We start from the raw sequence: 22465 nt of genomic DNA, 5'->3' as shown, positions 1-22465 counted from the left end.
CGATATGAAAAATATAATATTTGGGCTTGCTTGTTATGTTGTTTTTCTAATATATGAGTGGTCGAATATAAATCCTGTTGAAGCAATTATATTATTATCTGTTTTATTATTTATACCAATGTCACTTTGTATTATTGATAAAAGAAAAAGAGATGGATCGTATTTATTATTTTATAAATTCGTATCGTTTTTATATCCAATCGCAGCAATTTGTGCAATGCTAGCTTTCGTCACAAATTACAATGTATTTGCGCTAGTTTGGTTTGTATATACAGGAATTGTTGCGTTATTTGGTGTACGTAGATTGCTAGAAAGAGGATGGAAGCCGTTAGAAGAAATCGCCATAGATAGTGCGTTTATTTATTTGTTTTTAGGTGGTTTTTGGTTTTTTGCTTCAGTAGCAAAACTTTCAATTATGCATTTTAGCTCTGACATTGTTTTACTCACAGCTGCACATTTTCATTATTCGGCGTTTCTATTGCCATTATCAGCTGGTTTAATAGGGAGAAAAAGAGAAAAGAGAAGTAAAGTGTATGATGCTATTATGTTTATCATCATGATTTCACCTATGACAGTTGCAATAGGAATTACATACTCAAGAATATTTGAATTTTTTGCAGTGTTCCTATATTTATGTGCAATTTATGGGTATGGATTTTACGTTTGGAGAGCAAAATTTAATGCTATCAGTGCAAAGATTCTTCTAATCGTTTCGTCTAGTACACTCATGGTTACAATTATGTTCTCACTTATATATTCATACGGAAATTTGAAGTATGTAATGACGATTACAATTGCTCAAATGGTTTGGATTCATGGTGTTGTCAATGGAATTGGAGTAGCTTTACCGGCATTTATCGGCTGGGTGATTGAAAAGAGTGTTCCGAATTATAAATACTATGGGAAACCAATGAGTAAGTTAAGAGGAAATGTGGTAATTGGTGAGGCTTATTTATATAGCAGCAATTTAGTAGACAGTAAGGAATACAACGGTTTAGTTGATCAAATAACTGATTTTCATAGTGAGTCATTTGACGTGACGAAGGTACCTTTAAGTATTATTCGTTTTTATGAAAATACAACAGAGTATGAGTTGCAATCAAATATTAAATGGGCTCGTTGGTTCCGCCTATTTGCATTTTGTTATGAGAAAATGAGCAAGCATGTAGGACAAATACATTTAGGGATGGGCGGCAATTGGGAAACGATGCATGGCTCTATCATTAGTGTAATAGATGAGAAAGATGGAAGAGAGAATGTAAGGGCTTGGATAAGGAAAAATGAAGCAGGTGAATCTATTTTTGTAGCTCTTTATTCAAAGCATACAAATAAGAATGAGACATATATGAATATCGCCTTACCTTTACCTTATTCGAATATGACTGGTATTTTGAAACTATATAATGATAATCATGATTTAATCATTACTAGTAAGTTAAGAGAAAATGGCCAGGGAGATGAGGGGATTTATTTACATACTCGGTTCTTAACAATCCGTTTACCGTTAGCAGAGACTTTCATCATTACAGAGGGTAAGGATAAAATGTTAACAGCTCATCATAGCATGTGGCTATTTGGACTTGAATTTTTACATATTCATTATAAGATTGAAAAAATTGCACAGAAGTAAGAAAGGCTTGGATGGGTTTCCAAGCTTTTTTATGTATGGGTAATTGTCATAGAAATTTGTTTATTTAGCTCATTATCCCAAACACGTTGAATTTCAAAAGTGCCTGTTTCAAAAAATAATGGGAATCTTTCTTTAAACCAAGTTTGCATAGGTAGCTTTAGTGCTGTATCGATTGGTATCCATAATAATTCACCCTCAGGAGGGTTCAAAAGAAGTTCACCTTCAAATGAGTCTGTCCAATAGTTAAATACCATATATCGAACATTCCCTTTCGGATTTACATATTCATCTAATCCCTTAAAAATTAAATCCGAAACAAGTAATCCGGTTTCTTCTTTTACTTCTCTTATAGCGGCTTGAACGATACTTTCGGGGAAATCTACTTTGCCGCCAGGAGCGATGTAGCCAGGGAAACCTCGATGGTTGGGGCGTTTTATGAGTAAAACTTCATTGTTACGTTGGATCATACACATTGTATAGATCTGATGTTCGATGTTATGTGAATTTGGAGGCATAATGATGTATTCTCCTTTATATTTTTTTGATAATTTTACCATAACATAATTGTTTCTTATATAATTAGAAATATAATATTATAAATTTTCAGTCATATATTATGTATTCTATAGTCATTTGAAAAGAGGGGAGAGACATGCAAGGGGAAATACAAAAGGAGAAAAGTTTAGGTTATATTGGAAAATTATTATTACCAGTTAAAGTATCAACGCACTTTAAGTTTTTATGGATTGGACAATTACTCTCGGCCTTAGGTAGTTCGATAACTATGGTCATACTTCCAGTTGTTGTGTATTCATTAACTGGTTCAACAGTTGTAATGGGGATGACGATGGCAATGTACATGCTACCTAATATTCTTGCTTTACCATTTGCGGGTTTAATTGTAGACCGAATTGATCGGGTTAGGTTAATGTTATTTACGGATATAATCCGCTGTATATTAATGCTATTACTTGCATCGCTTATATTTATGGATTTATTAACAATTACGATTTTATATATTCTCGTTGCCATATACGGACTTATGGAAGGGATATTCCAACCAGCATATTCTGCTGTAAGGGCGAAAGTATTCGTCCCTGAAATTCGTAATGCAGCTAACGCACTCACTCAAATGAGTAATCAAGGTATACGATTAATTGGGCCAGCACTTGGTGGGTTAATCGTATCGGTTGCATCTGCAGGGATAGGTTTCGGACTAGATGCAGCAACGTACTTATTATCATTTTTATGTTTATTATTTTTAAAAGAAATTAAGTTTAAAAAAGTAAAACCCATTGAAAAGAGTAAGCTTAATTACAAACAAGAGTTTATGGAAGGTGTTTTAGTTTTAAAAAGTCATCCGTGGCTGTGGATTACAATTTTAGTTTTTTCTTTTATAAATATTTGTTATGCCGGTATTATCGTCGTATTAATTCCATGGTTATTTAATGTTCATCATCATTTTGAAGCTTACGTGTATGGACTTGGCATGGCCTTTTCTGGTGGTGGGGCTGTAATTGCCGCATTAATATTTGGTGGGAAAGAGCTGTGGCATAAGAGAGGATTACTGGCTTATGGAGGTGTTTTAATGAGTGGCATTGCTTTATTAATTATGCCATTCATTTCTTGGGCACCCGCTTTAATATTCTTAATGGCAATTGAAGGATTTGGCATGATGATATTTGGACTCATTTGGGAAACGAGTTTACAGGAGCTTGTACCAGAAGAAGCATTCGGAAGAGTGGCAAGCCTTGATATGTTGGGTTCTTTTGCTTTATTGCCATTAGGATACGTAGTTGTAGGCTGGTTAGCTACTGTCATAGGTGGCGAGATAACTATTATAACACTAGCTAGTTTAGTAATTTTAACAATTGGAATAGCATTGTCTGTACCGAGTATTCGTCGATTTAATTGATTATATGGGAAAAGAGGGCTAGACCTATATAGAAAATAACTTAGCATATAATCAACTAGTATTAATAAAACATCTTTGTAATGAAAAGCCTTCCATACACATTTGGCACAAAAAAATTAGTATGGAAGCAACAAAAATAGAAATCACAAAAGAAGTGACGGAAGCGATACAAGTAGGTTTCAAAAAAGAAGAATAAGCCCTAAAGAAATTAGGACTTATTCTTCATTAAATACAAATGTTTGTTTCATTTTTTTACCTTCATTTACCGGATGGCCGTTATAAGAGAAATTCTTTTCTTCCCAAGTGATCACAACTTTAAAATTATGACTATTAAAGTCTAATGGGAATACCATGTAGTCAAAGCTTGTATGACTTTTAGAAATGTTTTCATTAGGTGTAGAAGGTTTAAAGGTAGCTTTAGAGGTAGGATTGTTATCAAGTATTTCCACAGATACATTTGATACATCATGACCGATGTTTTTTACGAGTAAACTATACGTATCAAATACACCTTGTTTCGGCTGGATTGCTTGCTTGTTTGAGTTATGAGATTTATCAATTTCGACATACCATTGTTTAGACTTTGACGCAATCGGTAGTGACTGAAATGTGTAAGCACTAGCTTGCATTGGTAGTGCTAAACATATAAGCGTAAAGAGAGTTAATATTTTTCGTTTCATTTTTTTTAGAGCTCCCATTCTTTAATGGATTTACTTGTTATTATCTTCTTTTTACGAGTTAATATACCATATAATGTAAAGTGGGTATTGTGAGTAGTGAATTAATATATTATTCACTACTCTTATAGCTGGCATAATTACGTATGTAGTAAGAAAGAATAAATTTGTTTTTTCTATACTTAGATTGCTACCCTTTTTAAAAGGGCTATTTTTATGTTTTAATAAAAAGAATATACTAAGAGTTCCGTATAAATTATTTATTTTAATGTAGTTAAATGTGCTTGTATATGTGAAATTAGAGAGGGAAGCTGTGTAGAGATGTTTCTACACAGCTTTTTAGGATATGAAAAAATTGCCAAAAATATGTTAAAATAACATTGTCATACAACAAGGGGGATTTGTTTTATGGAAAATGGACATCTTGCTAAAGTAGACTTAACGAAAAAAATTGAATCAAAATCTAAGTACAATAAGAAACTCGAAAAATATCAAAGGCGCTTATTAGCATTACAACAAATTTTGAAAGAAGAAAAAATCGCGGTTATGCTTGTTATGGAAGGATGGGATGCGGCTGGTAAAGGTGGGGCAATTAAGCGGGTGACGGAACATCTTGACCCACGTGGGTTCCAAGTAGATCCAATTGGAGCGCCTGCACCTCATGAAAAACGTTACCATTATTTGCAACGTTTCTGGCGCAAAATTCCACAGTACGGGCAAATTACTATTTTTGATCGCTCATGGTACGGTCGTGTGTTAGTTGAGCGTGTTGAAGGTTTTGCTACAAAGGAAGAGTGGATGAGAGCATATGATGAGATTAATGATTTTGAAAAACTACTAACAGATGACCATTACATAATGGGGAAGTTCTTCTACCATATAAGTAAAGAGGAACAGTTAAAGAGATTTAAAGATAGAGAGAAAAATCCTTTGAAAAGATGGAAAATTACAGACGAAGATTGGCGTAATCGTGAAAAATGGGATGAATATGTTGAAGCGATGGAAGACATGTTTGAAAAAACAAGTAAGCCAAATGCGAAGTGGCATATTATTGAAAGTAACGATAAATTGTATGCTCGTGTGAAAACGTTAAAAATTATTATTTCATTCATTGAGGATTATTTCTTAGAACATGGTATAAAATTGCCTTCTTATTATTATGAAATGAAAGAGGATATTGAAGTTTTGCAAGATGTAGGTGTGAAAGAGTAAAAAAGAAAATGGCCCTGTGAATTGGTGAAACCAAATTATGGGGCTTTTTTATTTAGAAACATTTTACAATTAAAAGAATAAGGTATATAATCAATAATCATATTAATATTGTTAATATGATTATTGATTATATAATGTGTGGGGGTTTTACTTTGAAGGGAAGAGATGTTGTTTTAGGTTTATTAATGGAAAAGGAATTGTCTGGTTACGATATTAAAATTGTGTTTGAAGACGTATTTACTCATTTTTTTGATGGAAGTTTTGGAATGATTTATCCAACGTTACGACAATTGGAGAATGAAGGGAAAATAAAAAAAGAGGTTGTCATGCAAGAGGGGAAACCGAATAAGAAAATGTACTTTATTACAGATGAAGGACGTGAAGAGTTTTATCAATACATGCAGACGCCTGTAGAGAAGGATGTTTTACGTTCGGATTTTTTAATGAGAATGTATTTTGGTAACTATAGTGATGATGTAACAATAAAAAAATGGATTAAAGATGAAATTGAAAGAAAAGAAGCGTACATTGCAGATCTTCGATTGAAATATGAAAAGTGGAGAGTAGGTATTACTTTCGTCGAAGAAATTTCACTAGATGTAGGTATTGCATCGTATAGTGCACAAGTGGAGACTTTGAAGAAAAAATTAGAAGAGTTAGAGGCGAAAGAAAACAATAAAACAGAAGAATGAAAAACGCGTTCACAATAAATAAAGGGGTATATAAAGATGGAGCAATCAAAGGGTATTAAGATTGTCTTTTTAATGTGTCTAGGTATCTTTCTTTGTATGATTGATACGACAATTATGAATATAGCTTTACCGGCAATACAATCGAGTGTAAATACTTCGTTAGAAAATATGTCTTGGGTATTAAATGTTTATACAATGACGATTGCAGTACTTGCCATTCCGTTAGGGCGGATAGCTGATATCTTTGGAAAAGCAAAGATGTATATTCTGGGTCTGGTGATTTTTGGTGGTGGATCGGTACTTTGCGCTTTTGCTAATACAGGTGATTTTCTTATTTTTTCTCGTTTTATACAAAGTATTGGGGCAGCGATTTTATTTCCAACAAGTATGGTAATTGGTGTATCAGCTATGCCATTAGCTAAAAGGCATGTTGCGCTTGCGATTTTAGGAGTAACACAAGGATTGTCAGCTGCTATGGGACCAGTAATAGGTGGAATTATTACGCAAAATTTAGGATGGAGATGGGTGTTCTTCGTTAATGTTCCGGTTTGTATAATAGGAATCGTGTTATGTTGCATCATGCTACAAATAAAAAATGAAGAACGTATTATCTCAAAAATAGATTGGATAGGACTACTATTAAGTAGCACAGCAATTTTTTCATTTACTCTCATATTAGTAAAAGGTAATACATGGGGATGGCAAAGTAATATTGCTTTGTCTTGTTATGCAATTAGCACTATTTCTCTTATTCTATTTATTTTAGTAGAACGAAAGATTCATAACCCAATGGTGAATTTAAAGTTATTTCAAGATCGAATGTTTGTCGGAGCGTCGATCGTTGTTATATTGAGTAATTTATTTTTAATTGGAGTTACTGTATTGCTTCCAACGTTCTTGACGAAACTACAAGGTCGAACGGAAATTGAAGCGGCTTTTTTAGTGACACCTATTTCAGCAATGATATTTTTTGTCTCACCAGTTGCAGCAACTTTAATTAAAAAACTCGGAAAAGTAACTATTATTTTGTCAGGATTTCTTATTATGGGGCTTTCCTACTATTGGTTGCAAATGATTGATGTTCATTCAACAAATATAGAAATTATTATTCCGTGTATGATATTAGGTGTTGGATATGGTTTAGTAGTGGGGCCAATTATAGTTTTAAGTGCGTCTTCATTTGAAGGAGAATTATTAACTGCTTCTCAAAGTGTTGTATCAATGTTACGACAAGTTGGAATTGTATTGGCGGTCGCAATATTTGTCTCTAACTTAACTCACAATTTAACTGTAAATAAAGAAAAAGTATATCGTTATGCAGAAGAAAAGGTGCGTACTATTCATGTGAATAGTACTGAGCAAACTGAAATTTTACAAATGACTAAAGAGAAAATAGAGAATCAAAGTTTAGAGTCGAATATAAATAAGAAACAAAATGCAATGACAATGGGATTAAGTAAAGAGAAAAAGGAAGAATTGATTCGCGACAAGACGGATGAAATATTAAGAAAAGTTCCAGTAGAATATAGAGATGTAAAAAGAGAAGAAGTTATGAGGAAAGTGACAAAAGAAGTTGAAAAACAAGAGGAAAGTATAAAGAAAGAGGTACTCACATTTTCAAATGATGTGAATCATTATGCCAAGAATCAGATGGCTATGAGTTTTACAGATTTATATAAAGCAAGTGTGCCAATTATTTTAATTTGTGCTTTCGTAAGTTTGTTGTTTTGGGAAGGGAAAGCTTTGAGTAAAAAGAGAAGGGGAAGGATAGTAGAAGAAGCGTAAAGGAAAACAGGCTGCTATTAGCCTGTTTTTTTCATTGTTTTCTCCTTGCATATTGTGAATAGTAGTATTTTTAATATAGCATGGGATAAGTCGAGTATGATTAGAAAGTTTTTTAGAATGAAAGGGATGAATGGAAAATGCCATTGAATATGTAACGTTATACATAGTACATTAACAAGAGGGATTAATTTTAAAAGGAGGATGGGGAATTGCTAGATAAGGCAGGGGCTTTAATAGATAATCATGTGTACACAGAAGAAGAGCAACAAAAACTATACAAACGAACGTTAATAATCGTCAGCATTTCACAAATGTTTGGCGGTGCAGGACTAGCTGCTGGTATTACAGTGGGAGCACTTCTTGCGCAGCAAATGCTTGGAACAGATGCATTTGCAGGGTTACCGACTGCTATGTTTACATTGGGATCGGCATTAGCAGCTTTCATAGTAGGGAAGCTTTCGCAACGATATGGACGCCGGATAGGTCTTGCAACAGGGTTTATAGTAGGCGGATTTGGAGCAATTGGTGTTGTAATGGCAGCTTTAACGAACAGCATTATTCTTTTACTTATTTCTTTACTCATATATGGTGCCGGTACAGCCACGAATCTACAAGCTCGTTATGCAGGTACAGATTTAGCAGATAAGAAGCAGAGAGCAACGGCTGTTAGTATTACGATGGTAATGACGACTTTCGGTGCAGTTGCAGGACCAAATTTAGTAGGGGTAATGGGTAGTTTTGCTCATTCAATTGGAGTTCCTAAACTTGCAGGTCCGTTCATACTATCGGCAGCAGCATTTATACTAGCGGGTCTAGTTCTTTTTGTTATGCTTCGTCCAGATCCTTTGATTATTGCTAACATAATAGAAAGATATAAACAGGAACATACATATAAAGGACAACCAATAACAGAAGAAGCGAAAGAAAATAAACGAGGTATTACAGTTGGAGCAATCGTAATGATATTTACGCAAATCGTGATGGTTGCGATTATGACGATGACGCCAGTTCATATGGGACACCACGGTCACGGTTTAAGTGCAGTAGGACTTGTGATAGGTTTTCATGTAGGTGCAATGTATCTTCCATCTCTCGTTACAGGAATGTTAATTGATAAAATTGGCCGAACTACAATGAGCATAGCTGGTGGAGTGATTTTACTTGCAGCGGGTGTCATAGCTGCGATAGCGCCAAGTGATTCTTTATTATTATTAATCGTTGCTCTGTCTTTACTTGGGCTAGGATGGAACCTCGGATTGATAAGTGGTACAGCACAAATCGTTGATTCCACAACACCGTCTACACGTGCTAAAACACAAGGGAAAATAGATGTTTTTATTGCGCTAGCTGGAGCTTCTGGTGGAGCAATGTCAGGTATGGTAGTAGCGAATTCAAGTTATGCGGCATTGTCATTGGCTGGAGGCGTGTTAGCGTTATTACTTATTCCTGTTGTGATATGGTCTCGAAAAGGGGCAAGAAATTAAATGAAAAAGAGGTTCTAGTTACTGACTAGAACCTCTTTTTATACACTTAAATTAAATTCCACTCTACAATAAGTCCTAAATGCGTAAGTCCGCCACCAAATCCGTATAGTAAAAGTGTGTCTCCGTTATTTAACCTTCCTTCTTTTATAGCTAAATTTAAAGCGAGTGGAATGGTGACTGAAGAGGTATTCCCCATATATTCCACGCTCGTTAATGTTTTTTGTATTGGAATTTGAGATTTTTCGCAAATAGATTCGATCATTCGTAAATTAGCGCTGTGGGGTATGAACCAGTCTATATCATCTACTTGCATATTTGCGGTATGTATTAAATCTTTTATGCCTTTTGGCACTGTACGTGTTGCCCATTTATATACTTCTCTTCCATTTTGAACGATTTTTTCATTTGTTTGCAGTGGTGTGCCATTCATAGTAGTAGATAAGTTTGTTCTATATAGATGAATGCCGCCATCACCGTTTGTTCCCATGTGAGCAGCGATAAAGCTTGGGGTGTCTTCATCTCTTTCTAATAAAATAGCTCCAGCACCATCACCGAATAAAATACAGGTCGTTCTATCGCTATAATCAGTAACTTTAGATAATGTCTCTGTCGCTACGACAAGTACTTTTTCATGTGATCCAGAAGTGATTAAGCTATTACCGACGTGTAGTCCATATGTAAAACCAGCACAAGTTGCATTTAAATCAAAAGCTAGTGTATGAGGTATGTTGAAGTATTGTTGTATTTGGCAAGCAACACTAGGGAAAACGTAATCAGCAGTAGTAGTAGCGACAATGATACAGTCGATATCTTCTAAGTTTTTCTTATATGTTGTACATAAATTTTTAATTGCTTTAATGGCTAAGTTTGAGGAGTATTCTTCTTCGCTAGCGATTCTTCTTTCCCTCATTCCTGTTCTTTGTACAATCCATTCATCATTCGTATGGACCATCTTTTCTAAATCGTTATTAGACAATATTTGATCTGGAACATAAGTACCAATTGCAGTAATACGAGATTTAGAATGCATAGAAACATCTCCTAACTTTTATTTTTATAACCTGATACTAATATTAGGTTATAAAAATGTCAATAAAGATTTTTGTTGTATTAAAACGATAATACTTAACTTACTATGAAGGAATTTGGCGAGTGCTGTAAAAATAATATACGAGAAGTTTCTAAAATTGATAATTGTTTTTGTTATTTTTGTTGTGAGAAAAACTCGCAAAAAATGACGATTAAAGTAAAAATATAAAGATTTTCTTTAGTGTGATATAGGTTGTTAAACCTTGTGAAAGCGAATTACTTATGCTACACTTTATGTAACTTAAAATGAACGGAGGGGCTTCCTTTGATCTTAATCAGATTACGTCTCAATACTTTGTGCCAATAATTGAATAGCGCTCAAAGGCTCTGTCTGTGTACAGAGTGAACGGGATTGGTCTGCCTATTTTAAAGGAACCCTTTATTAAGCTTATATGTGAAAAAGAGGGAGGGACGAATACGCCCTCTTTTTGTTTTGCCTTTATAAATAGAATGGGATTGTATAAGTGAACACTTACTGTGGATACGTATACAATCTTGGGACTTTTTGACTATAAAATAGGATGAAAGCATAGCTTTCTTCTATTTCTTTGGTGAACCCTTATCCGTTTACGAAAACACAGGCAGCGACCTGTGTTTTTTATTTTACGTAATCGAAATGGAGGAATAAATATATGGAAGAAGTATTACAAAGAGCAGTTTTAGTTGGAGTAAATTTAGGTAATGAAGATGATTTTGCATATTCGATGGAAGAGTTAACAAATCTTGCGGAAGCTTGTGATGTAGAGGTAATTGGGCAAGTAACGCAAAATTTACAACGAGTAAATCCATCGCATTATATCGGAAAAGGAAAGATTGAAGAAGTTGCAGCGTATGTACAAGAAATAGATGCGAATATGGTTATCTTTAATGATGAATTATCTCCTTCACAAATTCGAAATTTAGAAGAGGATTTAGATTGTAAGGTAATTGATCGTACCATTTTAATTTTAGATATTTTTGCGCAACGTGCGAAAACGAAAGAAGCACAGCTACAAGTAGAAGTAGCACACCTTCAGTACATGATGCCTCGTTTAATCGGTCTTCGTGAATCGTTAGGGAGACAGAGCGGCGGCGTTGGTACGAAAAATAAAGGTGTCGGTGAAAAGAAGTTAGAGTTAGACCGTCGTAAAATTGAAGAACAAATTTCAGTTTTGAATAAAGATTTAGAAGCGCTCGTTGCCCAGCGTCAAACGCAGCGAAAGCAGCGTAAGAAAAATGAAATACCTGTTGTAGCATTAGTAGGTTATACGAATGCAGGAAAGTCAACGACGATGAATGCAATGCTTGAAATTTATAATGGTACAGAAGAAAAACAAGTATTTGAAAAAGATATGTTATTCGCGACGTTAGAAACATCTGTACGAAATATTGATTTGCCAGATAATAAATCATTTTTATTAACAGATACAGTTGGATTTGTAAGTAAATTACCACATCATCTTGTGAAGGCGTTCCGTTCAACGTTAGAAGAAGTAGCGGAAGCAGACCTACTTATTCACGTTGTAGATTACGCAAATCCAAATTATGAACAATTAATTGATATTACAAATGAAACGTTAAAGAAAATTGGAGTAGAAAATATTCCAACGATCTATGCTTATAATAAATCAGATATGGTAGATGTTGAAATTCCGAAAGTGCAAGAAGATCGCGTTTATTTATCAGCGAAGAAACATGTTGGAATGGAAGAACTTGTAGAAATGATTCGCTCACACATCTATAAAGAATATACGAAGTGTGAAATGTTAATTCCATATGATCAAGGACAGGTAGTTTCGTATTTCAATAATCATGCACACGTTTTATCTACGAGTTACGAAAACGAAGGTACCAAATTACAAATAGAATGTAAGACGAGTGATTACGAGAAGTATAAGCATTTTGCAATTTAATGTAAGAGGCAACCCAGTATGTGATTGGGTTGTCTTTTTTTGTACTGTTTTACCGCTGAAAGTTACAAGGATGCAAGCCAATGACGGGAGTTAAGTTATATTTCTGGAAAAAGAAATGAAAGCAGTATAGAATAGAAATGTTTCAAAAGTCAGAATTTATTACACCTACTGTAATAAATATATATTTTGTACAGAAAGGGGAGATTCACATATGCAGGCAGTTTCACACAAAAAAACTGTAGAAACACCGACAATATATCGAATTTTATTTGCGATTAGCTTTGGGCATTTTTTAAATGATTCGATGCAAGCAGTTGTGCCGGCGTTGTTTCCTATTTTGGAAAAAACGATGAATTTATCCTATATGCAAGTAGGGTGGATTGCGTTTGCGTTAAATATGACGTCATCGATTATGCAACCGGTGTTTGGTATGTATTCAGATAAGAAGCCGTCACCATTTTTATTACCACTCGGCATGTTTTCAAGTATGCTTGGAATGATTGGACTCGCGTTTGCACCAAACTTTATTATTGTTATTATTTCTGTTTTATTTATTGGTTTAGGTTCCGCGGTCTTTCATCCAGAAGGCGCTCGTGTTGCGTATATGGCGGCAGGTGTAAAACGAGGGTTAGCGCAAGCGATTTATCAAGTTGGGGGAAACACGGGGAATTCTTTAGCTCCTATTTTTACAGCGCTAATTTTCGTTCCACTCGGTCAAATTGGTTCATTAGGTTTTACAGCATTTGCAGCAGTAGGAATTGCATTATTAATTTTCGTATCGAATTGGTACAAAAATGAATTAGCAACCGGCGCTGTAAGAAGGAAGAAGAGAGCTGCGCTTGAGGCGGAAAATGCAATTGTAAGTACGCACATTAAATTCGTTATTATACTTCTTGTTTTTCTTACTTTTGTGCGCTCTTGGTACGGTGCCGGTATTGGGAATTTCTATCAATTTTACTTAATTGAGCATTATGGTTTATCTATAAAAAATGCCCAGTATTTCGTATTCGCATTTATGATTGCTGGTGTGTTAGGCACTTTCTTCGGAGGACCGTTAGCAGATCGATTTGGTAAGAAAAATATCATTGTATTTTCAATGTTAGGTTCAGCACCACTTGCGCTGTTATTACCACATGTCTCACTTGTGTGGGTCGTACCTTTATTTTTATGTATCGGTTTTATTAGTTCAAGTAGTTTTAGTGTAATTGTTGTATACGCGCAAGAGCTTGTTCCGGGAAAAGTAGGGATGGTATCAGGTCTAATTGTAGGTCTTGCGTTCGGCCTTGGTGCTCTAGGTGCTGTAGTTCTTGGGAAATTAGCAGATATATATAGCCTGCAATTTATTATGCTATTATGTAGTTGTCTACCATTAATTGGACTCACTTCATGGTTACTGCCAAGTGATAAGAAAACGATAGAATAGGGGATGCGCTATGAAATTGTGTGAAAACGTTACGGAATTAATAGGAGATACACCTGTCGTCCGATTATCTAAATTTATTCCGGAAGACGCAGCAGATGTGTATGTGAAACTAGAAATGTTTAATCCATCGCGCAGTGTGAAAGACCGTGCTGCTTATAATTTACTTCACGTTGCAGAAGAAAATGGTCTCATCAAACCAGGAGATACAATTATTGAACCGACAAGCGGGAATACAGGGATTGGTTTAGCGATGAATGCAGCAGCTAAAGGGTATAAAGCGATTTTAATTATGCCAGATAATATGTCAAAAGAGCGTATTAATTTATTGAAAGCATACGGAGCAGAAGTAGTTTTAACACCAGCAGAACAAAGAATGCCAGGAGCAATTGCGAAGGCGTTAGAACTGCAAAAACAAATACCTAATAGTTTTATCCCGCAACAATTTGAAAATCCAGCTAATCCGAATATTCACCGTTATACGACTGCACTTGAAATTTACGAACAAATGGATGGAGAGCTTGATGCTTTTGTTGCAACGGCAGGAACAGGCGGAACGATTACAGGGACTGGTGAAACGTTAAAAGAGAAATTGCCAAACTTATATATTGCAGTAGTGGAACCGAAAGGATCTCCCGTTTTATCCGGTGGTGTACCAGGTCCTCATAAACTAGTAGGAACAAGCCCAGGATTTATTCCGAAAAACTTAAATACAGAAGTGTATAACGAAATTATTCAAATTGCAGATGAAGAGGCTTTAACGACAATGAGAAACTTAGCTAGACAAGAAGGATTATTAGTTGGGCCATCTTCTGGAGCATCTGTTTACGCTGCAATCATGATAGCGAAACGCCTAGGCGTTGGTAAAAAAGTTTTATGTATTGCGCCTGATACAGGTGAACGTTATTTAAGCATGGGGTTATTTGAATAAAAAGGATAGAAACACCTTAATAGTGAATAGCTGCTATTAAGGTGTTTGTTTTATGGAATGAAGAGGGGGAGAAGAACAATGAAACTATTAAAACCAATCCATGAATATAGTGAGCATATTACGGCGTATAGACAAGCGTTTTTACACTCAGGGGAACAACCACATGGAAGTAGTTCTTTACAAAACTTTGATTCTCTTGATGAATGGTTTGAAAAAGTGAGTAAACAAGAACTAGGAGAAAATTTACTAGCTAATCGAGTGTCATCTAGTCAGTTTTTAAGTTTTGAAAAAGGAGAACTTATAGGTTTTGTGAATATTAGACATAGATTAAATCCAGAATTATTACGGGAAAGCGGTCATATTGGATATAGTGTCCATCCGAATAAACGTCGCCACGGTTACGCTACGAAACAACTACAACTTGCATTAGCTGAAGCGCAAAAATTAGGATTGCAGAAAGTATTAATAACTTGCGATAAATCCAATATCGGTTCTGCTAAAACGATTCAAAAGGTTGGAGGTGTGTTAGAAAATGAAGTAGTTTCTTCTCGTACTGGTGAAGTTATTCAGCGCTATTGGATACAAATATGATTAAGTAGGAATTTGAAAAGGTAATGCAAGCTGTAATATCGAAATAGATAAATGAAATATAGGGGATTACTGCAATTTTAGGGGGAAATGAAATGGGATTAAAAGAGAAAGCGATAGAGATTTCAGAGATTTATAGGAAAAATCCGAAAGTAGAAGCTATTATTTTAGCGGGTTCAGTAGCTAGAAAGCTTGAAGATGAACATTCAGATATAGAATTACATATTTTATGGTCAACACCGCCAGAAGATGAGGATCGTAGGGCCCCTATTCATCATATTGATGGGACAATATTATCGTATCATCCGTATGAGGAAGAAGAATGGTCGGAAACGTATTTAACGAAAGAGGGAATTAAATTAGAGATTAGTAACTTTTTAACAGAGACAGTAGAGAAAGTGATTTCGGATGTGGTGGATCAATATGATATAAGTTATGAAAAACAATGTATTGTATCATCCATTCATGATGGTGTTAGTTTGTATGGAGAAGGGAAAGTGAATGAATTAAAAGAAAAAGTAGCGGCATATCCAGATGAACTAGCAAAACGGATGATTTCAGAAAATCTATGGTTAAGTAATCGTTGGCACAATCGAAAGGCGCTTTTAAAACGGAAAGATTGGCTTATGCTTTATGACGTTATTTGCGAAGTACAAAGGAACATATTCGGTGTTTTATTTGGTTTGAATAAAATGTACGTACATCATCCAGCGTTTAAATGGATGCCTAATAATGTGGAACGAATGACTATTAAACCTGAAAAATTATATGAACGTATGGCGGACACATTAATAGGGAATCCAGAAAAAAGTGTGCAGGAGTTAGAGTTGCTAATAGAAGAAGTGTTGCAACAAGTTCATACATACGCACCAGGAGTAAATGTGGATGAGCAAGAAAAATCTATTTTTTATTTTGTGAAATAGAAAATAGTAATAAGGGGGAAGTTATGGGGTTTTTTAATAGGTTTTTTAAAAAAGTTGAAAAAGTAAATGAGCAAGAAGCTACTCTTCATGAATTAAGTGAAGAATTGTATGTTGAATCACCGGTAGAGGAAGCGACTAGTTACTGGGTATCAATGGCACAAAATATAATTGTTAATGCTGTAAAAGCGGCTGACAATGATGTGGAACGTGCCTTCGTGTTATTGAATTTGAAGAAAGGTGAGGCTTCATTTGATATTTTTTATCAAATAAATGGGCAATTGTATTTCTGGGATCAGCTAGAAAATGAGACGATAAGAAATAGAATTCAGAACGAGTTGTTACCGCAAGCTCCAGAAGTTTCAAATGCAGTAAATGAGCAATTTCGTGGAGCTGATCACCCTATAATTTCGTTCGCACAATTGCAGTTTGAATGGGAAACGAAAGCCTGGTTCTCACATGTAATTTGGGAAGATAGCCTTGCTGCTCAATTGCCCAAAACTCAAATTCTAAATGAATGGTTTCGTGTAATTAAAGAAGAAACGAAAAATAGACCACTGGATAGTGATGCGAAATTTTCTTGGTATCCATCAAACTCTTAAAAAATGAATACAGAGAGACAGGTTATGTTTCTAGATGATTTGTATTATTGAATAAGTATCAATAATACGTAATTCTTTTTCTATTGCCTGTTAGAATTCGTTATGTACTAAGCTACTTGTTTTCTAAACTAAAACTTATATTTCGAATTTTAAAATAGATTGTAATACATAAAAATTCGAAATATAAGTTGACACTATTTTTAATGTGTGATAAAAATGATAGTAATCAATTCGGAAAATAATATTTGGGCAATGAAAGGGTATAGTAGTGAATATCTCCCTATTTCAGAGAGCTGATGGTTGGTGTGAATCAGTATATAGATTATTCGTGAAGTTCGTCCTGGAGCATCTTTCATAAATCTCATATTTTGAGGAAATGAAAGACGGTAGTTTATACCGTTATCAAATAAAGTGGTGAAGATTTTTTCACAACTAGGGTGGTACCGCGATATTTATCGTCCCTACGTATTTACGTAGGGACGTTTTTTATTTAGGTCCTAACTTTGGTGTGGCTTCATAACTAGGGTGGTACCGCGATATTTTATCGTCCCTACGTTTTTGCGTAGGGGCGTTTTTATTTAGGTGGTTTCTTAGTGTTCTTCACAACTAGGGTGGTACCGCGATAATTTTGTCGTCCCTACGTATTTACGTAGGGGCGTTTTTTTATTATTAGGGAGGAAGTGAACGTATTAGAAAAGAGTATTGATAGAACAATATAAATACCGAATTGTAACAAAGAAAAAGAGATAGAGAGGAGATTAACAAATGAATTCACAGCAATGGACATCGAAATTAGGTTTCGTATTAGCTGCAGCAGGTTCGGCAATTGGTCTTGGGGCGATTTGGAAATTCCCATATATGGCCGGCATTGGAGGAGGCGGAGCGTTCTTCCTAATTTTCATCGGTTTCACATTATTAATTGGTTTACCGCTATTATTAGCTGAATTTGTTATTGGAAGAAGTACACAAAAAGAGGCTGTCGATGCATATAGAGAGATTGCTCCTAAAACGTTATGGCCTTGGTTAGGTAAATTAGGAATTGTAACATGTTTCATATTACTTTCTTTCTACAGTGTTGTAGGAGGCTGGATTTTATTATATTTATGGAATGCAATTACAGGTAGACTATGGGAAGGAAATGGAGCATACGAAGCTACGTTTGGTGAAATCATTTCCAATCCATATTTAGCAGTTGGATCACAGCTATTATTCATCCTTATTACTATTTTCATCGTAAGTAAAGGTGTACAAAATGGTGTTGAAAAAGTAAATAAATATTTCATGCCAGCACTATTCGTTTTATTCTTTGTATTAATCGTTCGTGCACTTACGTTAGATGGTGCTGGAGAAGGCGTTCGTTTCTTCTTACAACCTGATTTCTCACATGTAACATCAGAAGTTATTTTATACGCAATGGGGCAATCGTTCTTCTCATTATCTGTTGGGGTAGCCGTTATGGTAACGTATAGCTCATACTTACCGAAAGAAGAAAGCTTACCACGTTCAGCATTTTCTATCGTAGCCTTAACTCTTGTTATTACATTACTTGCAGGACTTGCAATTTTCCCAGTTGTGTTCGCATTTGGGATGGAACCATCTCAAGGACCAGGACTATTATTTATCGTATTGCCAGCTATTTTCAGTAAAATGGCATTCGGAAAATTATTCTTCATCGTTTTCTTATTACTATTCTTCTTCGCTACGATTACATCAGCAATTTCGATGTTAGAAATTAGTGTTGCATCGTTAACATCAAAAGGTAAAGGGAAACGTGAAAAAATGGCCTTAATCGTAGGGTTATTAATCTTCGTTGTTGGGGTACCATCAGCATTATCATTCGGTATATTAAGTGATCTGAAGATTTTCGGGAAGACAGTCTTTGATTTAGCGGACTATGCAGTAAGTAACGTATTAATGCCACTTGGTGTATTATTAGTTTCTATCTTTGTTCCTTTAAAAATGAAGAAAGATGTATTAATGAAAGAGCTAGGTGTAAGTAAAAATAAAGGTTATAAACTATTCGTATTATGGTTATTCTTACTTCGTTATATCGCACCAATTGCGATTATTATCGTATTCTTAAATGTACTTGGCATTATATAAAAAGAAAGGTAGCGTATCATACAAAGATACGCTACCTTTTTATTTTGCTCTTTTTTGCAATTCATTTACTGTTACGAACTGATAGCCCTTCTTAGATAAAGAATCTAAAATACCTTCAATCGTTTGTAAATTTTCATTTGACTCATCATACATAGAGTGCAGTAAAATGATAGAACCTGGTTTTACATTTTTATTAACGTATTTAATTTTATCAGCCGCAGATTTATAAAAAGTATCGGGCTCAAGATCCCATGTGATTGTTTCGATATTGTTTTTATTTAAATAATATGGCAGCCCTATTAACTTCTTACCGTTAGGGGGCCTAAAATCAATTTCGTCTGTAAATCCTGTTTGGCGGATTAATGAATTCGTTTTTTCTATTTCATCTTTAATAAAAGAAGGTGTTTTGAAAACCATTCTATTATGAGAATATGTATGGTTTCCGAGTTGGTGCCCAGATTGCGCGATAGCTTCTCCTAACGATAAATTTTGCTCTAATTCATTTCCAATTAAAAAGAAAGTAGCTTTAGCGTTGTATTTATCTAGTAGCGGTAATATTTGTTTTACATTGTTAGTAGGGCCATCATCAAAAGTTAAAGCAATCACTTTTTCATTTGTTTCTACGCGTTGTGTTAAATCTCCAAATAATTGAAAGCTTCTTGCGTTCATCAATTTGTATGTTCCGAATAATGCCGTGATAATAAAGAATAGTGTAACGATTGTAATGATAATTTTTTTCTTCATAATGTAACCTCACAATGATTTTTAATTCAGTTAAAAAGTATTATATCAAACTAAGTAATTTCGTGCTTTAAGAAGGGTGTGGATGCAAGGAGAAGGAATTTATCATATAATAAAATGCAAAAGGTATATTAGGAGGTGTTTATATGGCGATTATAATTCAATTGCCAGACACTGCAACGTCTCATGCAAAGCCAAGTATGGAAATGGCGATACTTTGCGTGAGGTAGACAAGTAATATACAATCGCCTATATGAGCTCGTATCATTTTTTATATTTGGCTTTGCACCTTATTGAAATGAACCATAAAAAATAAGGGGCGAGCAGAAATGAAATACGTAAAAGCTAATGCTGTTTTACCAGAGAGTTTAATTACTGAAATTCAAAAGTATATACAAGGTGAAACAATTTACATTCCGAAACAAGAAACGAAACATTATAAATGGGGTACACGATCTGGCGGAAGAAAACAACTAGATGAAAGAAATAAAGCAATTAAAGAAGCGTTTAAAAGTGGGATTGCTATTCATCAACTTGCAGAAAAATATTTTCTTTCTGGGGAAACGATTAAAAAGATTGTGTATTCTAAATGAGCATAAAAGAGTCTAGTTCAAATATTATTTTGAACTAGACTCTTTTTGCTTTGTATGTATTGGATATATAGGGTGTGAATGGGCATGATAATAGAAAAAATGAATCGCAATAGTATTGTATAGAAATGTGAATAGGAATAAAAACGTTATATTTCATATTACAGAAAGGTGAACACATATGAATCATCTTGGACAAATAACGATAGAACTTTTTGTTGGTTTTTTTGTTTTATTAATTGCTACTAAAATATTAGGGAAAACACAAATATCACAGCTAACCCCTTTTGATTTTATTTCTGCGATTGTAATCGGAGAACTAGTTGGAAACACTGTATATGATCCTGAGGTGAGAGTATGGTCTATTTTATACGCTGTTTTTGTATGGGTAATATTAATTTACGCAATAGAAGTAATAACACAAAAATTTAGAAGGACAAGAAAGTTCTTTGAAGGATACCCTTCTATTATCATTCGTAATGGGCATATTGACAGAGAACAATTAAAATCAAATCATTTGGACATTAACCAATTACAACAAATGTTAAGACAACAAAAAGATATATTTTCAATTCGAGAAGTTGAATATATGATATTAGAACCTAACGGAAACATAAGTGTATTGAAAAAAAGTAAATATGAATCTCCCACTATAAATGATTTAAGTTTAAAACATAAGCCTGTATACTTACCGATTTCATTAATTAGCGATGGGAAAGTAGTTAAGGATAATTTGAGGGAAGCAGGTTTTGATGAAGGATGGCTGTATAAACAAATAAAGAAAAAAGGGATTACTAAATTTGAAGACGTATTGTATGCAGAATGGAAAACAGACGATGGTTTCTTTTGTCAGGAAATGAATCGGTAGAGAATAAGCGATGTATGTATTGTTCATTTCTAAGTTATCTTTTACATATCAAAAAGCTAAATCATTGTATACAATAGAACTAGAACAACAATTTGTATGGAGTGATAAAGATGGAAGCGTTTATTAGAAGTGATCAATATAATTTTATAAAATCACAAGCTTATATTTTAGCGAATGGGCATGCAACGGCAAATGATAGAGGTGTAATTCAAGCGTTAAAATCACTTGCGATTGAAAAAATAATACATGTATTTGAGAATTTAACGGATGAGCAGAAAGAGTTAATTGATACGGTATTAACAGTTCAAAATAGAGAAGATGCAGAATCATTTTTAATGAAAATAAATCCGTATGTCATTCCGTTTCAAGAAGTTACAGCACAAACGTTAAAGAAATTATTTCCTAAAGCGAAAAAATTAAAACTTCCTGATATGGAAGAAATGGACATGAAAGAAATATCTTATTTAAGCTGGATTGATAAAGGGTCAAGCAGGAAGTTTATTATAGCGAAAAATGATAAAAATAAGTTTGTTGGTCTACAAGGAACGTTCCAAAGTTTAAATAAAAAAAGTATTTGTTCTTTATGTCACGGACATGAAGAAGTAGGGATGTTTTTAGTTGAAATTAAAGGTGATATACCGGGAACTTTCGTGAAAAAGGGAAACTATATTTGTAAAGACGGTGTAGCTTGTAATCAAAATATGAAATCACTTGATAAATTACAGGATTTTATTGAGAGATTGAAGAAATAAAATGGAAGACCTCTAGTACTTAAACTGGAGGTTTTTATTTTTTGAAAAAGTAGATTGAAAATTTAACTGTACTATGATTATTAGAGCATAATTAGTTCAATAGATAAACGGAAATCAAAAAACTTATGACCATATCTCCCAATCAGTTTTAGAACGATTATTTGAAAAACTGAACCACTTACATCAAGACTTTCAAGTTGTTATTTGGGTAGCATTTAAAACAGCTTTATGAAGAAAGAAGAGCAAATACCAGAAGGTAGACGAAGCTATTAAACGGCTCATACGAGTCAATGAGAGAATTAATTTTAACAGTGTCTCTAATGAATCGGGTGTAACGAAAACACCACTGTACAACAATGTCGATATTCGTAAACAGATTGAAGCGTTAAGGCAGAAACAATCACAAGCACCTACATCAAAACAAATTAAGCGTGAAATAAATGATACCAACAAGGATGTCCTTATTGAATCACTGAAACGGAAAATTAGAAGGTGATAACAAACAACTTAGAGAGCAATTGAAGGTTGCTTATGCAGAGGTATATAAAAAAATTAAGTTTATGGGTAAGAATAG

General features: G+C 34.3%; 20 protein-coding genes, 1 pseudogene and 1 other annotated feature. Of the genes and pseudogenes, 17 read left to right on the top strand and 4 right to left on the bottom strand.

Annotated elements, in window-relative coordinates:
- Window positions 1-4: 4 nt before the first annotated feature.
- Window positions 5-1630, top strand: coding sequence for a YndJ family protein (locus ACTFSL_RS00405; protein WP_088338823.1), 1626 nt, complete (start codon window positions 5-7; stop codon window positions 1628-1630).
- 29 nt (window positions 1631-1659) lie between these two features.
- Here the strand turns inward: ACTFSL_RS00405 and ACTFSL_RS00400 are convergent, their stop codons facing one another.
- On the bottom strand, window positions 1660-2145 hold the full coding sequence (locus tag ACTFSL_RS00400; RefSeq protein WP_088338822.1) for an 8-oxo-dGTP diphosphatase: 486 nt from the start codon (window positions 2143-2145) through the stop codon (window positions 1660-1662).
- Window positions 2146-2282: 137 nt separating this feature from the next.
- Here ACTFSL_RS00400 and ACTFSL_RS00395 point away from each other — a divergent pair, with 137 nt between their 5' ends.
- Entirely contained in the window at window positions 2283-3545 is a 1263-nt protein-coding gene (locus ACTFSL_RS00395; RefSeq protein ID WP_001161164.1) for an MFS transporter, read from the top strand.
- 215 nt (window positions 3546-3760) lie between these two features.
- Here ACTFSL_RS00395 and ACTFSL_RS00390 read toward each other — a convergent pair whose 3' ends face one another.
- Window positions 3761-4225, bottom strand: coding sequence for a hypothetical protein (locus ACTFSL_RS00390; RefSeq protein ID WP_000823333.1), 465 nt, complete (start codon window positions 4223-4225; stop codon window positions 3761-3763).
- Window positions 4226-4630: 405 nt separating this feature from the next.
- On the opposite strand from ACTFSL_RS00390, the gene ACTFSL_RS00385 reads away from it, so the two are divergent.
- The 4 genes from ACTFSL_RS00385 (at window position 4631) to ACTFSL_RS00370 (ending at window position 9395) form a co-directional block, all read left to right on the top strand.
- Entirely contained in the window at window positions 4631-5434 is an 804-nt protein-coding gene (locus tag ACTFSL_RS00385; RefSeq protein ID WP_088338821.1) for a polyphosphate kinase 2 family protein, read from the top strand.
- 152 nt (window positions 5435-5586) lie between these two features.
- Complete coding sequence (locus tag ACTFSL_RS00380) at window positions 5587-6126, top strand: PadR family transcriptional regulator (RefSeq protein ID WP_000678333.1); 540 nt, start codon at window positions 5587-5589, stop codon at window positions 6124-6126.
- 36 nt (window positions 6127-6162) lie between these two features.
- Window positions 6163-7911: an MFS transporter gene (locus ACTFSL_RS00375; RefSeq protein ID WP_440041072.1), complete on the top strand. Its 1749-nt coding sequence runs from the start codon at window positions 6163-6165 to the stop codon at window positions 7909-7911.
- A 209-nt stretch (window positions 7912-8120) separates the two neighbouring features.
- Window positions 8121-9395 (top strand): MFS transporter, encoded by a 1275-nt coding sequence (locus ACTFSL_RS00370; RefSeq protein WP_088338175.1) that lies wholly within the window; start codon window positions 8121-8123, stop codon window positions 9393-9395.
- Window positions 9396-9441: 46 nt separating this feature from the next.
- Here the strand turns inward: ACTFSL_RS00370 and ACTFSL_RS00365 are convergent, their stop codons facing one another.
- A complete protein-coding gene (locus ACTFSL_RS00365) occupies window positions 9442-10425 on the bottom strand; it encodes a ketoacyl-ACP synthase III (RefSeq protein ID WP_088338174.1) in 984 nt (327 codons plus the stop codon).
- A 691-nt stretch (window positions 10426-11116) separates the two neighbouring features.
- Between ACTFSL_RS00365 and hflX the strand changes: the two genes are divergently transcribed.
- From hflX to ACTFSL_RS00330, 7 genes are all read left to right on the top strand, one after another.
- Window positions 11117-12376, top strand: coding sequence for a GTPase HflX (hflX, locus tag ACTFSL_RS00360; RefSeq protein ID WP_119683183.1), 1260 nt, complete (start codon window positions 11117-11119; stop codon window positions 12374-12376).
- A 211-nt stretch (window positions 12377-12587) separates the two neighbouring features.
- Window positions 12588-13799 (top strand): MFS transporter, encoded by a 1212-nt coding sequence (locus tag ACTFSL_RS00355; RefSeq protein WP_088338172.1) that lies wholly within the window; start codon window positions 12588-12590, stop codon window positions 13797-13799.
- A gap of 10 nt (window positions 13800-13809) precedes the next feature.
- Window positions 13810-14727 (top strand): cysteine synthase A, encoded by a 918-nt coding sequence (gene cysK, locus ACTFSL_RS00350; RefSeq protein ID WP_000762273.1) that lies wholly within the window; start codon window positions 13810-13812, stop codon window positions 14725-14727.
- A 78-nt stretch (window positions 14728-14805) separates the two neighbouring features.
- Entirely contained in the window at window positions 14806-15318 is a 513-nt protein-coding gene (locus tag ACTFSL_RS00345; protein WP_088338171.1) for a GNAT family N-acetyltransferase, read from the top strand.
- Window positions 15319-15410: 92 nt separating this feature from the next.
- Window positions 15411-16238, top strand: a complete 828-nt coding sequence (locus ACTFSL_RS00340) for a DUF4037 domain-containing protein (protein WP_000523163.1) — start codon at window positions 15411-15413, stop codon at window positions 16236-16238.
- Window positions 16239-16261: 23 nt separating this feature from the next.
- Window positions 16262-16837, top strand: coding sequence for a hypothetical protein (locus tag ACTFSL_RS00335; RefSeq protein WP_000505546.1), 576 nt, complete (start codon window positions 16262-16264; stop codon window positions 16835-16837).
- 243 nt (window positions 16838-17080) lie between these two features.
- Window positions 17081-17303 (top strand) — a binding site (T-box leader).
- A gap of 299 nt (window positions 17304-17602) precedes the next feature.
- A complete protein-coding gene (locus ACTFSL_RS00330) occupies window positions 17603-18940 on the top strand; it encodes a sodium-dependent transporter (protein WP_001088187.1) in 1338 nt (445 codons plus the stop codon).
- Between the two features lie 39 nt (window positions 18941-18979).
- On the opposite strand, the gene ACTFSL_RS00325 is transcribed toward ACTFSL_RS00330, so the two are convergent.
- Window positions 18980-19684 (bottom strand): polysaccharide deacetylase family protein, encoded by a 705-nt coding sequence (locus tag ACTFSL_RS00325; protein WP_000726858.1) that lies wholly within the window; start codon window positions 19682-19684, stop codon window positions 18980-18982.
- A 326-nt stretch (window positions 19685-20010) separates the two neighbouring features.
- Here ACTFSL_RS00325 and ACTFSL_RS00320 point away from each other — a divergent pair, with 326 nt between their 5' ends.
- From ACTFSL_RS00320 to ACTFSL_RS00305, 4 genes and pseudogenes are all read left to right on the top strand, one after another.
- Window positions 20011-20274 (top strand): CD3324 family protein, encoded by a 264-nt coding sequence (locus ACTFSL_RS00320; RefSeq protein WP_000878326.1) that lies wholly within the window; start codon window positions 20011-20013, stop codon window positions 20272-20274.
- A 178-nt stretch (window positions 20275-20452) separates the two neighbouring features.
- Window positions 20453-21139 carry a DUF421 domain-containing protein gene (locus ACTFSL_RS00315; protein WP_088338170.1) on the top strand — a complete coding sequence of 229 codons (687 nt, stop codon included), beginning with the start codon at window positions 20453-20455 and terminating at the stop codon, window positions 21137-21139.
- Window positions 21140-21249: 110 nt separating this feature from the next.
- Entirely contained in the window at window positions 21250-21891 is a 642-nt protein-coding gene (locus tag ACTFSL_RS00310; protein WP_000387071.1) for a FusB/FusC family EF-G-binding protein, read from the top strand.
- Between the two features lie 232 nt (window positions 21892-22123).
- Window positions 22124-22445: pseudogene (locus ACTFSL_RS00305) on the top strand (DUF6262 family protein); the annotation flags it as partial.
- Window positions 22446-22465 lie beyond the last annotated feature (20 nt).

The organism is Bacillus cereus group sp. MYBK108-1, assembly GCF_051917185.1.
GTDB lineage: Bacteria > Bacillota > Bacilli > Bacillales > Bacillaceae_G > Bacillus_A > Bacillus_A cereus.
This window is presented reverse-complemented; position numbering and strand designations above follow the sequence as displayed.

Coding starts and splice junctions, on each gene's coding strand:
- ACTFSL_RS00405 (WP_088338823.1), top strand. CDS start 5: ATGAAAAATATAATATTTGGGCTTGCTTGTTATGTTGTTTTTCTAATA.
- ACTFSL_RS00400 (WP_088338822.1), bottom strand. CDS start 2,145: ATGCCTCCAAATTCACATAACATCGAACATCAGATCTATACAATGTGT.
- ACTFSL_RS00395 (WP_001161164.1), top strand. CDS start 2,283: ATGCAAGGGGAAATACAAAAGGAGAAAAGTTTAGGTTATATTGGAAAA.
- ACTFSL_RS00390 (WP_000823333.1), bottom strand. CDS start 4,225: ATGAAACGAAAAATATTAACTCTCTTTACGCTTATATGTTTAGCACTA.
- ACTFSL_RS00385 (WP_088338821.1), top strand. CDS start 4,631: ATGGAAAATGGACATCTTGCTAAAGTAGACTTAACGAAAAAAATTGAA.
- ACTFSL_RS00375 (WP_440041072.1), top strand. CDS start 6,163: ATGGAGCAATCAAAGGGTATTAAGATTGTCTTTTTAATGTGTCTAGGT.
- ACTFSL_RS00365 (WP_088338174.1), bottom strand. CDS start 10,425: ATGCATTCTAAATCTCGTATTACTGCAATTGGTACTTATGTTCCAGAT.
- hflX (WP_119683183.1), top strand. CDS start 11,117: ATGGAAGAAGTATTACAAAGAGCAGTTTTAGTTGGAGTAAATTTAGGT.
- ACTFSL_RS00355 (WP_088338172.1), top strand. CDS start 12,588: ATGCAGGCAGTTTCACACAAAAAAACTGTAGAAACACCGACAATATAT.
- cysK (WP_000762273.1), top strand. CDS start 13,810: ATGAAATTGTGTGAAAACGTTACGGAATTAATAGGAGATACACCTGTC.
- ACTFSL_RS00345 (WP_088338171.1), top strand. CDS start 14,806: ATGAAACTATTAAAACCAATCCATGAATATAGTGAGCATATTACGGCG.
- ACTFSL_RS00340 (WP_000523163.1), top strand. CDS start 15,411: ATGGGATTAAAAGAGAAAGCGATAGAGATTTCAGAGATTTATAGGAAA.
- ACTFSL_RS00335 (WP_000505546.1), top strand. CDS start 16,262: ATGGGGTTTTTTAATAGGTTTTTTAAAAAAGTTGAAAAAGTAAATGAG.
- ACTFSL_RS00330 (WP_001088187.1), top strand. CDS start 17,603: ATGAATTCACAGCAATGGACATCGAAATTAGGTTTCGTATTAGCTGCA.
- ACTFSL_RS00325 (WP_000726858.1), bottom strand. CDS start 19,684: ATGAAGAAAAAAATTATCATTACAATCGTTACACTATTCTTTATTATC.
- ACTFSL_RS00320 (WP_000878326.1), top strand. CDS start 20,011: ATGAAATACGTAAAAGCTAATGCTGTTTTACCAGAGAGTTTAATTACT.
- ACTFSL_RS00315 (WP_088338170.1), top strand. CDS start 20,453: ATGAATCATCTTGGACAAATAACGATAGAACTTTTTGTTGGTTTTTTT.
- ACTFSL_RS00310 (WP_000387071.1), top strand. CDS start 21,250: ATGGAAGCGTTTATTAGAAGTGATCAATATAATTTTATAAAATCACAA.